The sequence below is a fragment of the Hirschia sp. genome (genome assembly GCF_058892565.1).
The window spans coordinates 1-13,496 of sequence record NZ_JBZXVU010000056.1 but is presented as its reverse complement, the minus strand read 5'-3'; the positions used below and the strand labels follow the sequence as shown (position 1 = coordinate 13,496).

At 47.1% G+C, this 13,496-nt stretch carries 15 protein-coding genes; 9 read left to right on the top strand and 6 right to left on the bottom strand.

Annotation, left to right across the window (positions count from 1 at the left end; all coding sequences use genetic code 11):
• Positions 1 to 39: 39 nt before the first annotated feature.
• The 9 genes from AC5EF3_RS16035 (at position 40) to AC5EF3_RS15995 (ending at position 8,621) form a co-directional block, all read left to right on the top strand.
• Entirely contained in the window at positions 40 to 1,320 is a 1,281-nt protein-coding gene (locus AC5EF3_RS16035; RefSeq protein ID WP_493548761.1) for a glutamate-5-semialdehyde dehydrogenase, read from the top strand.
• A gap of 60 nt (positions 1,321 to 1,380) precedes the next feature.
• Positions 1,381 to 1,986, top strand: coding sequence for a nicotinate-nucleotide adenylyltransferase (locus AC5EF3_RS16030; RefSeq protein WP_012778023.1), 606 nt, complete (start codon positions 1,381 to 1,383; stop codon positions 1,984 to 1,986).
• A gap of 165 nt (positions 1,987 to 2,151) precedes the next feature.
• Entirely contained in the window at positions 2,152 to 2,514 is a 363-nt protein-coding gene (gene rsfS / locus AC5EF3_RS16025) for a ribosome silencing factor (RefSeq protein ID WP_012778022.1), read from the top strand.
• Between the two features lie 76 nt (positions 2,515 to 2,590).
• Positions 2,591 to 3,049 (top strand): 23S rRNA (pseudouridine(1915)-N(3))-methyltransferase RlmH, encoded by a 459-nt coding sequence (locus tag AC5EF3_RS16020; RefSeq protein ID WP_493548760.1) that lies wholly within the window; start codon positions 2,591 to 2,593, stop codon positions 3,047 to 3,049.
• Between the two features lie 97 nt (positions 3,050 to 3,146).
• The gene (locus AC5EF3_RS16015) at positions 3,147 to 4,388 is read left to right on the top strand and encodes a murein hydrolase activator EnvC family protein (RefSeq protein WP_493548759.1); all 1,242 of its coding nucleotides are present in this window, start codon (positions 3,147 to 3,149) and stop codon (positions 4,386 to 4,388) included.
• Positions 4,389 to 4,497: 109 nt separating this feature from the next.
• Entirely contained in the window at positions 4,498 to 5,814 is a 1,317-nt protein-coding gene (locus tag AC5EF3_RS16010) for a S41 family peptidase (RefSeq protein ID WP_493548758.1), read from the top strand.
• 166 nt (positions 5,815 to 5,980) lie between these two features.
• Positions 5,981 to 7,240 (top strand): divergent polysaccharide deacetylase family protein, encoded by a 1,260-nt coding sequence (locus AC5EF3_RS16005; protein WP_493548757.1) that lies wholly within the window; start codon positions 5,981 to 5,983, stop codon positions 7,238 to 7,240.
• Positions 7,224 to 7,739, top strand: coding sequence for an RNA pyrophosphohydrolase (locus AC5EF3_RS16000; RefSeq protein ID WP_493548756.1), 516 nt, complete (start codon positions 7,224 to 7,226; stop codon positions 7,737 to 7,739). Before AC5EF3_RS16005 ends, AC5EF3_RS16000 begins: the two co-directional genes overlap by 17 nt.
• A gap of 69 nt (positions 7,740 to 7,808) precedes the next feature.
• The gene (locus AC5EF3_RS15995) at positions 7,809 to 8,621 is read left to right on the top strand and encodes an alpha/beta hydrolase (protein WP_493548755.1); all 813 of its coding nucleotides are present in this window, start codon (positions 7,809 to 7,811) and stop codon (positions 8,619 to 8,621) included.
• A gap of 127 nt (positions 8,622 to 8,748) precedes the next feature.
• Here AC5EF3_RS15995 and AC5EF3_RS15990 read toward each other — a convergent pair whose 3' ends face one another.
• The 6 genes from AC5EF3_RS15990 to AC5EF3_RS15965 all read right to left on the bottom strand — a co-directional run.
• The gene (locus AC5EF3_RS15990; RefSeq protein WP_493548754.1) at positions 8,749 to 9,144 is read right to left on the bottom strand and encodes a F0F1 ATP synthase subunit epsilon; all 396 of its coding nucleotides are present in this window, start codon (positions 9,142 to 9,144) and stop codon (positions 8,749 to 8,751) included.
• Complete coding sequence (locus AC5EF3_RS15985; protein WP_012778014.1) at positions 9,141 to 9,347, bottom strand: hypothetical protein; 207 nt, start codon at positions 9,345 to 9,347, stop codon at positions 9,141 to 9,143. Before AC5EF3_RS15985 ends, AC5EF3_RS15990 begins: the two co-directional genes overlap by 4 nt.
• Positions 9,348 to 9,355: 8 nt before the next feature.
• On the bottom strand, positions 9,356 to 10,783 hold the full coding sequence (gene atpD / locus AC5EF3_RS15980) for a F0F1 ATP synthase subunit beta (protein WP_012778013.1): 1,428 nt from the start codon (positions 10,781 to 10,783) through the stop codon (positions 9,356 to 9,358).
• A 21-nt stretch (positions 10,784 to 10,804) separates the two neighbouring features.
• The gene (locus tag AC5EF3_RS15975) at positions 10,805 to 11,686 is read right to left on the bottom strand and encodes a F0F1 ATP synthase subunit gamma (RefSeq protein ID WP_012778012.1); all 882 of its coding nucleotides are present in this window, start codon (positions 11,684 to 11,686) and stop codon (positions 10,805 to 10,807) included.
• A 33-nt stretch (positions 11,687 to 11,719) separates the two neighbouring features.
• On the bottom strand, positions 11,720 to 13,252 hold the full coding sequence (atpA, locus tag AC5EF3_RS15970; RefSeq protein ID WP_493548753.1) for a F0F1 ATP synthase subunit alpha: 1,533 nt from the start codon (positions 13,250 to 13,252) through the stop codon (positions 11,720 to 11,722).
• Between the two features lie 4 nt (positions 13,253 to 13,256).
• The coding region (locus AC5EF3_RS15965; RefSeq protein WP_493548752.1) for a F0F1 ATP synthase subunit delta at positions 13,257 to 13,496 on the bottom strand (240 nt) is incomplete at its 5' end.

Sequence of the window (13,496 nt, the reverse complement as noted above, 5' to 3'; positions counted from 1 at the left end):
ATTTTTTACTCGATTCTAAGCCCCTCAAGGATCAAGACTATGACAAAGAATTTTAATAGCGCTGAATTAGAAAGCGTCATGCTGGACATGGGAGCACGCGCACGTGCCGCGTCCGCATTGCTTGCAAAAGCCGGCCCAGAAGCACGCACAAAAGCTCTAAAAGCAATGGCGACACGTATCCGTGAAAACGCCTCTTCAATTTTAGAAGCAAACGCCAAAGACATGGTCGCCGCTCGCGCTAAAGACCTCACGCCCTCACTCCTAGACCGTTTAGAGCTTTCCGCTGATCGCCTTGAGAGCATCGCGCAAGGACTTGAAAACGTTGCTAATGTTGCCGACCCAGTTGGCGATGTGCTCGCAAGTTGGGAACGTCCCAATGGCCTGAAAATTTCGCGTGTGCGTGGCCCAATCGGCGTGATCGGTATCATTTATGAGAGCCGTCCAAATGTGACAGCCGATGCGGGTTCTCTTTGCGTACGCTCAGCAAATGCCACCATCTTGCGCGGTGGTTCAGAAAGCGTGCATTCCGCAACAGCCATAACAACAGCGCTGCAACAAGGCCTCGAAGATGCTGGCCTACCAAAAGACGCTGTTCAAATGGTGCCAACCACAGATCGCGATGCTGTTGGCCACATGCTCAAAGGTTTGAATGGCAATCTCGATGTTATCGTGCCACGCGGTGGTAAAGGTTTGGTCGGACGCGTACAAGAAGACGCGCGCGTGCCTGTGATCGGACACCTTGAAGGCATTTGCCACACCTATGTGCACCAGAATGCAGACCCACAAAAAGCAGTTGATATTGTCACCAACGCGAAAATGCGCCGCACGGGTATTTGTGGCTCAACAGAAACCATGTTGATTGATGCCAGTATCGCAAATGATCTTCTGCCCAAAATTGCCGCGTCTCTTGTCGCAGCAGGATGTGAATTGCGCGGCAATGACAAAGCTCAAGCAATTGTCGATATGAAAGCAGCCACTCAAGAAGATTGGCGCACAGAATATCTTGCCCCAATCATATCCATCAAAGTTGTTGAAAACATTGACGAAGCCATCGCTCACGTGGAAACATATAGTTCTGGCCACACAGAAGCTATCATCACTGAAGACACTGCGGCAGCAGAACGTTTCCTCAATGATATCGATGCGTCTATTGTCATGCACAATGCCTCTACTCAATTTGCAGATGGCGGCGAGTTTGGAATGGGTGCTGAAATTGGTATCGCAACGGGACGTCTACACGCACGTGGACCTGTCGGTGCAGAACAATTGACAATATTCAAATATCAGGTTCGTGGAACGGGCCAGACAAGACCAACATAATCAGGACCCCTCAATGACACGCCGAATGAAGATAAACGCAATTGCATTGGAGGCACACGTTTGAGCCGCCATCTATTGCGTTTGCCTTCAGCGACGGATGGCATGAAAATTGGCTTGTTTGGTGGATCTTTTGATCCTGCCCATGCAGGCCATGCTCATGTCGCGGAAACGGCCCTAAAGCGGTTGAATCTGGATTATGTCTGGTGGATTCCTGCACGCGGAAATCCTTTAAAATCAACACAGACAGCATTTGAAAAGCGCTTTGCATCGGCTGAGAAAATGGCAAAAGGTCCGCATATGCGGGTCACCGACATCGAAAAACGCCTCGATCTAAGCTACACAAACGCCCTCATTCAACATTTAAAAACAACCGCCCCTAAAGCACATTTTGTCTGGATAATGGGCGGCGACAATCTCATTAATTTCCACCACTGGCAGGGCTGGAACCAGATTGCCGAAGCTGTCCCCATCGCTGTGGTTGCAAGGCCGGGCGCTGGCGCGCGCGCGCGTTTTTCCAAATTTGCTCGCCGCTATAGCCATGCACGGATCGCAGATGCGCGCGCGGCTTCTCTGGCAACCTCTAGCGCGCCGCATTGGGTACATCTGCGCGCGCCACTAAATAGCGAAAGTTCAACCCGCCTACGCGGCAACTCTAGTAGTTGGTAAAAATGCGATTTGAAATTCATGTTTGGCCAATTTCGGACAACGTGTTAAAAGATATATAAGGCCGCAATTGGCCACTAGTATTTATGAAAGGTTCTAGCTCTGTCCGCTCAAGATATGCGTACCGCCGCTGATAACACTGTTAGCGACAACGAAGAGGCCCCGCATATGGCCTCATCCGCCCAAACAAACTCAATTCCACAGATGATTTTAGACCGTCTTGATGACGATAAAGCTGAAAACATCGTAGAAATTGACCTGATGGGTAAATCCTCAATTGCAGACACAATGATTATCGCATCAGGCCGCTCAACACGTCATGTTGGCGCTCTGGCCGATCACTTAACGCGTGCTTTTAAAGAAGCCGACGTACATGGTGTCCGTGTTGAAGGACTTCAAAACTGCGACTGGGTATTGCTAGATGCGGGTGACACGATTGTTCACCTATTCCGTCCTGAAGTAAGAGAATTCTATAATCTAGAACGTATTTGGGGTGCTGAAACACCTTCTTCGGACCATCTTTCAGCTTAAGCACTCATAGCTTATTGATTATATCGCCAGCTTTTTCATGACGGAGAAGCTGGCGTTTTTTATACAGGACATTTTCATGCACATTAAAATAGTCTGTGTTGGCCGCATGAAAGACTCTCCCGAACGCAACATGGTCAATGATTATATCCAACGCGCTGCCAAAACTGGACGCGGACTTGGCATACGCTCCGTTGAAGAAATCGAAGTTGATGCAGGCGGAGGTAAAGCAAAAGAGTCCGAACGCATTTTAGCGCGTACAGGACATGCAAAACTCATCAGATTGGATGAGCGCGGCAAAGCGCTAAAATCTATGGAATTCTCCAAGAAAATTGCAAATTGGCGTGATACTGGCGAAGACATCGCCTTTCTTATTGGCGGCGCAGATGGACATGCTCCCGAATTAGCAAGCAAAGCTAAAGAAGCCATCTCATTTGGTGTGCAAACATGGCCACATAAACTTGTCCGCGTCATGATTGCCGAACAAATCTATCGTGCATTATCAATTGAAGCGGGTTCCCCCTATCATCGAGAATGAAAATAGTGTTTCCTATTCACACATGGCCATAGCCAAATGTTAGTCACACAAAAAGTGTTCACCCTCGGTTAGCAAAACGCATTCTATAGATTGGCGCATGTTGTCCCGTTATGCTTTTTCTTCCTTGCTGTTTGCTTTGCTCGCTATGATAGCGGCACCTGTTAGTGCAGACGATAAAACAACTGAAAAAGACACATTCTCTATCAGCGACCTTGAACGCGTCGAAGCTGAACGCGACAAAGTTCTAAAACGCCTCAAAAAACTCGAAAGAAGCGAAAAAAAGGCTGACCGCGAACTTCAAGAAATTGATGATGATCTTGTTCGCGCTGCTGCCGATAGTCGTCGCCGAGAAACGGCTGCCAATGATGCCCAAATGGCGCTCAATGAATTAGAGATCAAAGAAGTGCAAGCACGCCGCGCGCTATTGGCGGATGAAGAAGCCCTAGCAGATGTGTTGGCAACTCTTATGAGTTTCGCCTCAAAACGTCCCCCTGCTCTTACCACGAGTCCTGAAGACACAAGCGCGGCGATACGGGCTGCCATTTTAATGGGAGATATTGCACCCAAACTCGCCACTGAAGCTGAAGAACTTGCACAAGAACTCGATACTCTCGCCACACTCCAGAACAAAATTCGTGAAGAAAAAGACGATTTAACCCGCGCAGAACAAACATTACTCGCACGCCGACAAGAGATTGAAGCGCTCTATAAAGAAAAGCGCGCGCGACGTATCGAACTCACAAAAGCAACCATGTCTCTACGCACTCAAAACGAGAATCTAGCTAAAGAAGCCAACACATTACAAAGCCTGCTTGCCTCTATCAGAACAAAAGCCCCAACGGCCCCAAGCAAAAAACCGCCTCCTCCCCCACGATTTGCAAAGCTCAAGAAAAACAAAATAGAAGCTCCAAAAAATCGCCCTACTTACAATGGATTTGGAGGAATATCGGGAATTCAAAGGCCCGTAATTGGCACATTGGTCAACGCCTATGGCAGCCCCAAAACCTCGACAGGCAAAGCTTTAGGCCAAACTTGGCAAACCAGAAAAGGCGCACATGTTGTCTCGCCTCGCGATGGTCGTGTAGAATATGCTGGCGTTTTCCGCACTTATGGGCAAATATTAATTCTTGATTTAGGTGAAGACTACATGATGGTACTCGCCGGATTGGATGCTATATATGCGGAAGTCGGACAAAGTGTCCTAAGTGGCGAACCCGTCGGACGTATGTCAGTTTCGGACAAACAAACGCCCGAATTGTATATTGAATTAAGACACCTAGGAACGACTATTGATCCAGAAGTGCTACTCGCAAAAAGTACGAATGGCTCAAATGGTTGATTGGATACAGAGTGACTTTGTGAAACACTGGTTTTTGTGACACTGAATCACTAGATTGATACTATAGTGAATTATGCGAGGCGAGCGCGAAAAAATGGAGCGTGATTATATGCGGTTAAGGTTTATTGGACCGGCTCTTGCGGGAGTTCTGGGGCTAAGTGCCTTCGTCTGGAACGCAGACAGTGCACCAGAAAACAGCCACGCTGAAACATATCAACAGCTTGATTTATTTGCTGAAATACTCGCTCGTGTTCAAACAGAATACGTCACTGGCGTCGACGAAGCCGAAGTCATGGAAGCCTCCATCGACGGCATGCTCACCTCTCTCGATCCACATTCAAGCTATCTCAATCCTGAAGAATATCGCTCAATGCAAGTACAGGCATCCGGCGAATATGGTGGATTGGGTATTGAGATAACCCAGCAAGACGGTTTCATTCTTGTTGTATCTCCCATGGATGATACACCCGCCAGTCGCGCAGGCATTCAACCGGGCGATTATATCTCTGCAATCAATGGTGAACCCATTGTTGGTCAACCTATGAATGATAGCCTCAAAGAAATGCGCGGCGCTCCGGGTACAGATATCCTGCTCACTATTTTGCGCGAGAATGAAGAGCCATTTGATGTTTCCCTAACACGTGAAATCATCAAACAAAATTCAGTTTCCTTCCACACTGAAGATACAATTGGATATATCCGTATCTCTAGCTTCAATGAACAAACCACAGATGGCGTCAATGATGCTCTGACGGCGTTGAAAAAAGAGCTAGGTTCCAAAATGTCCGGCTTGATTTTAGACCTTCGCAACAATCCTGGTGGTCTGCTCAATCAAGCCGTGGGTGTGTCTTCTGCCTTTCTTGATGGCGGTGAAGTCGTATCAACGCGAGGCCGCCACCCCAATGATGTTCAACGCTATAATGCGCGTCAGGGCGAACGTGTCGAAGGATTACCAATCATTGTTCTTATCAATGGTGGTTCCGCTTCAGCAGCTGAAATCGTGGCCGGAGCCCTTCAAGACCATAACCGTGCAACCATTCTAGGTGAGATTTCATTTGGTAAGGGATCTGTTCAATCCGTTATCCCCTTAGGTCCACAAAGAGGCGCGATAAGACTAACCACATCACGTTATTACACACCTTCCAACGCATCTATTCAGGGCGCAGGAATTGAACCAGACATCGAAGTTGCACAAACACGCCTCTCTGATGAGGAAATGGAACACATAGAGAAGCGTCAAAAACGTTATTCCGAAGCAAATCTTCGCAATGCACTGGAAAACGACCAAGGACGTGAGCGCCGCCCGCCTCATATCCCAAATGATCAACCGCCAGTGGGTTATTCAGGTGAAGATTACCAATTGGAACGCGCGCTGACTAAATTACGTTCGATGGATTTTGCAAGCGATCTTTCCCAAAAAGGATAAAGCTTCAAATTTTGTGTAAATTTAACGTGGCAACTGGGTAAAAACTGCCCGGTTGCTTCGTTATGTTTCCAACTTGTTAACTGCGTTTTCCGATACTGTGTTTGAAATTTGTTTTCCGAGACCATTTGCAATTGCCCAAATGTCCCGCCGGAAAATGCAGTAGGTAATGTCTATTATGTCTTCAAATATCAAACTAGGTGCATCTCCCCTGAACACAGGCTTAAAGCACTTTGCAGCAGGGTTTGCAGCAATTGCGGTAGTGGTTGGCTTAAGTGCAGGCTTTGTGCAACTCACTGGAAATGAAGATGCAGGCAGCCCTCATGCAAGTGTAGGCTTATTTGTCGATAGAAATGCGCCTGCTCCCGTTTTGAAAACGCGTTTGGCCGATCAACCACTTATTCACGATATCCCGACGGAACATCATGTCGAAACGGCTTCTCACGAAGACACGGAGCCTAGTCTGCCAGTATCTGATCCAACTCATCAGGCACCAAGCTATGCAGAATATGCAGAAACAGACTCCGGCGAGGACGTGCGTATAACGCGCCTTTCGCAAGCTGAAAAAATTCAACCTGTTTCCGAAGAACGAAAAGCTTTGGTTCGTGCGCCTATACAAGGCCTATATGAAAACGGGGCTGTTGGCCGTTTACCTAAAATATCCGATGATGGCCGACGACCAGCAGACATTTATGCACGCCCACACACACCTAACGGCAAACCCCAAGTGGCGCTCATCGTTGGTGGTTTGGGTATAAAGCGTAGCCTCACCATGCAGGCCATTAACGACTTACCTCCTGAGGTTACACTTTCATTTGTTCCCTATTCTTCCGATCTACAAACATGGGTGAACCGTGCCAGAGATGCAGGTCATGAAGTTCTTCTAGAAGTGCCTATGGAGCCTTATGATTATCCAAATGTAGATACCGGCCCAGATACATTGCTAACAACGCTTTCGGCCCAAGAGAATGAACGCAGACTTAAAGTTATTCTCGGACAAACAACCGGTTATTTTGGTGTCATCAATTATCAGGGGGCAAGACTCGCCACAGAATCACGCGTCTTATCACCTATCATGCGCGAAATTCACAATCGCGGTTTGGCAATGATCTATGATGGTGCAGCAAATAGATCGGTTTTCCCTTCTGTAGCCAAAGAAATAAATATGAATTTTGTAGAAGCAGACCGTATTGTTGATACAGTCCCCTCTGCAGATGCCATAGACAAAAACCTTCTTCACATTGAAGCTCTAGCCCTTCAAAATAAAGCAGCTTTGGGTGTTGGTTTTGCTTTCCCCGTCACTGTTGATCAGTTTAAACAATGGTCTGATACACTTGATATGAAGGGCTATGAGCTAGTACCAGCTTCTGTGCTAACCGGTGTACAATCGGCAAGTGAAGAAAGTGACGGCGTTGACTCAGCTTATTGACACAACACTGCAGGGATCGCGTGATCCTCAAAAGTATAGACCCAATGCTGGTCTGGCTGTATTCTCACAAAAAGGGCATGTGTTTGCAGGCCATCGCGCGGGTGCGACTGGCCCTTTCCAATGGCAGCTACCCCAAGGAGGCATTGACGCTGGAGAAGATATTCTAGCCGGTGCATACCGAGAGCTAGAGGAAGAAACAGGCATCACACAAGATAAAGTCGACTTCCTCGAAGAGATCGAACCTTGGCTATATTATGATTTTCCAGAAGAGGTCTTACAGCGGTTTAAAGGCAAATATCTTGGTCAAAGACAAAAATGGTTCGCCTTTCGTTTTAAAGGCCTGGAAAGCGATATTAAGCTTGATTTGCACGAACCAGAATTTGATGCTTGGAAATGGATTCCACTGCAAGATGTGCCAGAATTAATTATTCCGTTTAAACGCGATATCTACGAATCTATTTCGCAAAAATTCCAACAATGGACGAATTTGACAGACTGATTACTTAAGTCATTAACCATTATAACCGACATTAACACTTAACCAAATAGAATATGGGTTGAGGTAGTAATGAGTAAATCAGTTCTGTTCCTACATGGACTGGGTGGCAGCGGTGAAGACTGGAAAAATGCAGTTTCACTCTTTGAAAAACACGGCTGGCGCTGCGAAGCACCAACCATGTTCCCTCACCTAAGATGCCGCAAATCTCCCCCAGAAGCGCTGAATAATCTTGGGTTTAATGACTGGGTCAAAGCCGCTTCCCATTATGCAAATCAAATTGAAGAAGAAGAAGGCGACAAGCCCCTTGTTATCGGTCATTGCCTCGGCGGTTTGATTGCGCAAAAACTTATGGAATATGGGGATGTTCAAGGCGGTATTTTCATCAACCCCATTGCTGATGAAACCACACGCGCGCAAGGTCAGAAACATTCCAGTGCTTTGGGATATGCAACCTATTTGCTGACACCTCAGGCAAACAAAACACCCTTTCATTCAATCGGTCTTAATTGGGGTTTCCTCAATTGCATACCCTCAGAGAAACGCTCTGAATTGATCAGCAATCTGCGATATGAATCTTCCAGATTAAGAGCGGAACTTGCAAACCTAGAGACCATTGCGGGAAACACTGCACAAATTGATGTTCACAACATTGCACACCCGACACTTACAATTGGATGCGGGAAAAACCGTGTCGTCTCCAGTAAGTCAAGCCAAATCACGGCACGTAATTGGCTGTACGCAGACATCGCTGGCGAATATGTTGAGTTTGAAGATTTGGGGCATTGGATATTTGAGTCCGCACAAGCTTCTAACTTATACTCGCACATTCTTGACTGGTCTAAAAACCACATCAAGCAGCCAGTATTCTCACATGCAGCTTAATAAAAGCGAATGGGCCGATTTTTCCGATTGCGGCCCCACAATATAACGAACCTTCCAATTTCAGATACAAAAAAGCCGACCAATCCATATGATTCGTCGGCTTAAAATATTTGATCGTGAAACTTCCTTAAGCAGCAGCAATCAATGCTTCAAGGTAAGTGATTGTTTCAGTCAAATGCTCTTTTTCATGATCATCTTCAGCTGATTTGAGCGCATCTTGCGCCTCTGCTAGAGCTGTTTTTGACGCAGATGCGTCAAAACCATCAAGATTAATTGCTTCTTCAGCAAGTACTGTCAGCCCTTGAGGCGTTACATCTGCAAAGCCAGAACGCACGAAAAGACGCGTCCGTGCATCACCTTCAAATACTTCAACAACACCGGCTTTTAAGGTGGTCATAAATGGTGCGTGGCCCGGCAATACACCGAACTGACCTTCAGAACCGGGTGCATCTACCTGATCAACTTCACCAGAGAAAAGTTCGCGCTCAGGCGATACGAGAGAAAAGTGTAGTTTGTCGCTCATTCCTGAACTCCAGTGTCCAAATTCTTATCAACCAAAGGATCAAAAAGCTGTGTCGCTTTTTCGAATTTGTCGCGGCAACCCGTGTTGCAAAACCCGACAACTTCTCCTTTGTAGAGTGTCAACGCATCGGCGTTAACTGGTTCGCCCGACCAAGGACATATGCTATTCACACAATCCTTTATGTCGAGCGATCCGTTTTTCATATCAGCTCTTAAGCAGCTTCTGCAGCCATTTTTTGAGCTTTTTCAACTACGTCTTTAATGCCACCACACATGAGGAAAGCTTGCTCAGGCAAGTCATCATATTTACCGGCAATAATGTCACGGAAGCTTTCCACTGTTTCTTTAAGGTCAACCAACACACCAGGTGTGTTTGTAAAGATCTCAGCAACGTGGAATGGCTGTGACAAGAAACGCTCAACTTTACGCGCACGGGCAACGGTCATTTTGTCATCTTCTGACAATTCGTCCATACCCAAGATCGCGATGATGTCTTGTAGCTCTTTATATTTCTGCAAGATCTCTTGAACGTCACGAGACACTTGGTAGTGCTCTTCACCAACAACGTCAGCAGAAAGGATACGTGATGTTGAGTCTAGCGGGTCCACAGCTGGGTAAATACCCTTCTCTGAAATCGCACGGTTAAGAACTGTTGTCGCATCCAAGTGAGCAAATGATGTGGCTGGCGCAGGGTCAGTCAAGTCATCCGCAGGTACGTAGATCGCTTGCACAGACGTAATAGAACCTTTGTGCGTTGATGTAATACGCTCTTGTAGTCCACCCATGTCAGTTGCAAGTGTCGGCTGGTAACCCACAGCAGATGGGATACGACCAAGAAGCGCAGACACCTCAGAACCAGCTTGTGTGAAACGGAAGATGTTGTCCACGAAGAACAGAACGTCTTTACCTTCTTCATCACGGAAATACTCAGCTTGAGCAAGACCAGTCAAAGCAACACGCGCACGCGCACCTGGAGGCTCGTTCATCTGACCGTAAACAAGCGTTGCACGAGAGTCTCCGCCGCCGCCTTCTTCGTTCACTTTAGATTCGATCATCTCCCAGTAAAGGTCGTTACCTTCACGCGTACGCTCACCCACACCAGCGAACACTGAGTATCCACCATATGCTTTCGCGATGTTGTTGATCAATTCCATGATCAAAACGGTTTTACCAACACCAGCACCACCGAAGAGACCAATTTTACCACCTTTTGCGTATGGGCAAAGAAGGTCGATAACTTTGATACCTGTGGCCAGAACTTCTGACTCTGGGTTCTGATCAACAAAATCAGGTGCTGATGCGTGGATAGCGCGACGTTCTGAAGTCGCGATTTCACCCGCTTCATCAATTGGCTCACCGATCACATTCATGATGCGGCCAAGTGTTGCTGGGCCAACTGGAACCATGATTGGCTCACCAGTGTCTGTCACTGGGTGACCACGTGTAAGTCCCTCAGTCGCGTCCATAGCGATCGTGCGAACAGTGTTCTCACCAAGGTGCTGAGCAACCTCAAGAACAAGCTTGTTGCCGTTATTGTCAGTTACAAGTGCGTTCAGGATGTCTGGAAGTGTGCCGTCGAATTCAACGTCAACAACGGCCCCAATGACCTGACTAATCTTTCCTTTGGCTGTCGTCGCCATAGTGTATGCTCCCGGTCGGTCCTAGAGTGCTTCCGCACCCGAGATGATTTCTGTAAGTTCTGTTGTGATCTGCGCCTGACGGGCGCGGTTATATGTCAAGTTCAGGCTATCAATCATTTCGCCAGCATTGCGTGTAGCGTTATCCATAGCCGTCATACGAGCACCCTGCTCACCAGCTGAACTTTCAAGAAGTGCTGATAATATTTGAGTGTTCAAATAACGCGGTAAAAGCGCTTCAAGAATCTCTGTTTCACCCGGCTCATATAAATATGTTGCGCCTTTAAGATCCACCTTCGGTGCGTCTTCTGGGGCTACAGCAGGGATAAGCTGCTGAGAAACAGGTTTCTGGCTCAATACATTCTTGAACTCTGCATAAATAAATGAGCAGACGTCAAATGCGCCATCTTCATACATATCTGTGATTTGACGACCAATCCGTCCGGCGACTTCACCATTCAGTTCTTTTTCGCCACGCAGATCAATATGATCGACAATAATTTTTCCAAATTCACGCTTTAAAGAGTCATTTCCCTTTTTACCGATTGTCAGAACTTTTACGTCCTTCCCATCAGCTTGAAGTGAAAGTATCTTTGTCCGCGCTAATTTAGCGACGTTTCCGTTAAAACCACCACATAGACCACGCTCTGCTGTTAGAACAACAACGAGGTGTGTTTGGTCGCTTCCAGTGCCAGCAAGAAGACGAGGACCGCCTTCACCAACACCGACGGAATCGGCCAAATTGCCGATGACTGCAGCCATACGCTGAGCGTAAGGACGTGCGGCCTCAGCCGCTTCCTGCGCACGTTTCAGCTTAGCTGCGGCCACCATTTGCATGGCCTTCGTGATTTTTTGCGTTGACTTCACACTCGCTATGCGAGCGCGAAGATCTTTCAAGCTGGCCATTTATCAGCCTCTCAACTGTTTGCCCGAATTACTTTAGCTAAATGTTTTGTTGAACGCTTCGATCAACTCTTTCACTTTACCTTCAGTTTCACCGGACAATTTCTTCTCGTCGCGAATAGTTTTAAGCAAATCAGCGTGGTTAGCATGAGCAAAGCTCAGAAGTTCTGCTTCATAACGCTGAACATCATCAACTTTCACACCATCCAAGTAACCGCGTGTACCTGCGTAAATTGATACAACTTGCTCTTCCAATGACAATGGAGAGTATTGTGGTTGTTTCAATAGAGCTGTTAGACGCTCACCACGTGCCAATTGACGCTGTGTCGCTGGGTCTAGATCAGAACCAAATTTAGCAAATGCAGCCATCTCACGGAACTGAGCCAAATCAGATTTCATTGTACCGGCAACTTGTTTCGTTGCTTTGTACTGAGCTGATGACCCCACACGAGATACTGATAGACCAACGTTCACAGCTGGACGGATACCTTGGTAGAACAAGTCTGTTTCAAGGAAGATTTGACCGTCTGTAATCGAAATCACGTTTGTTGGAATAAACGCAGACACGTCGTTACCCTGTGTTTCAATAACAGGCAGAGCTGTTAGTGAACCAGAACCATTGTTTTCGTTCAATTTCGCTGAACGCTCAAGCAAACGACTGTGAAGATAGAACACATCACCAGGATAAGCTTCACGACCAGGCGGACGACGAAGAAGCAAAGACATTTGGCGATAAGCCACAGCTTGCTTAGACAAGTCATCATAAATGATCAAAGCGTGCATACCGTTGTCACGGAAATACTCACCCATTGCTGTTGCCGTAAACGGTGCAATGTATTGAAGAGGTGCAGGCTCAGATGCAGTCGCAGACACAACGATTGTGTAGTCTAGTGCGCCGCGCTCTTCGAGAGTTTTAACAACTTGAGCAACTGTTGAACGTTTTTGACCAATAGCAACATAGATACAGTAAAGCTTTTCGCTTTCAGATCCTGTTTCGTTGATTGCTTTTTGGTTCAAAATTGCATCAATCGCAATCGCAGTTTTACCTGTCTGACGGTCACCAATGATAAGCTCACGTTGACCACGACCGATTGGAACCAAAGTATCAATCGCTTTGATACCTGTCGCCATTGGCTCGTGAACAGATTTACGTGGCAAGATACCAGGCGCTTTAACATCTACACGGCTACGTGTTTCAATGCCTTCAAGCTCACCTTTACCATCGATTGGCTCACCAAGTGCGTTTACAACGCGACCAAGCATACCTTTACCAACTGGTGCAGACACAATCTCTTCAAGGCGTTTTACGTTTTCGCCTTCTTTGATTCCACGGTCGTCACCAAAGATAACAACACCGACGTTGTCACTCTCGAGGTTAAGGGCCATACCCTTAACACCACTTTCAAACTGTACCATCTCACCAGCTTGAACATTGTCCAAACCATAGATACGAGCAATACCGTCACCTACGGACAAAACTTGTCCAACATCGGATACAGTTGCCTCGGCACCGTAATTAGTAATCTGCGCCTTCAGGATTTCTGAAATTTCAGCGGCACGAATGTCCATTGGGCTAGGCCCCTTTCATCGCGTTCGTCAAACCATCGAGTTTCGTGCGAAGAGACGCGTCTACGAGACGAGATCCCACACGAAGTTGAAGCCCGCCAATGAGAGCGGGATCGACTTCTAATTCAATATCCACATCACGACCAAGTGCTGTAGAGACTGTAGAAGTCAGTTTAGTGGCCTCAGCGGCCGTTAATTTTTGAGCGCTCACTGCAACAACGCGAGTCATACCACGATGTTGAGCTGC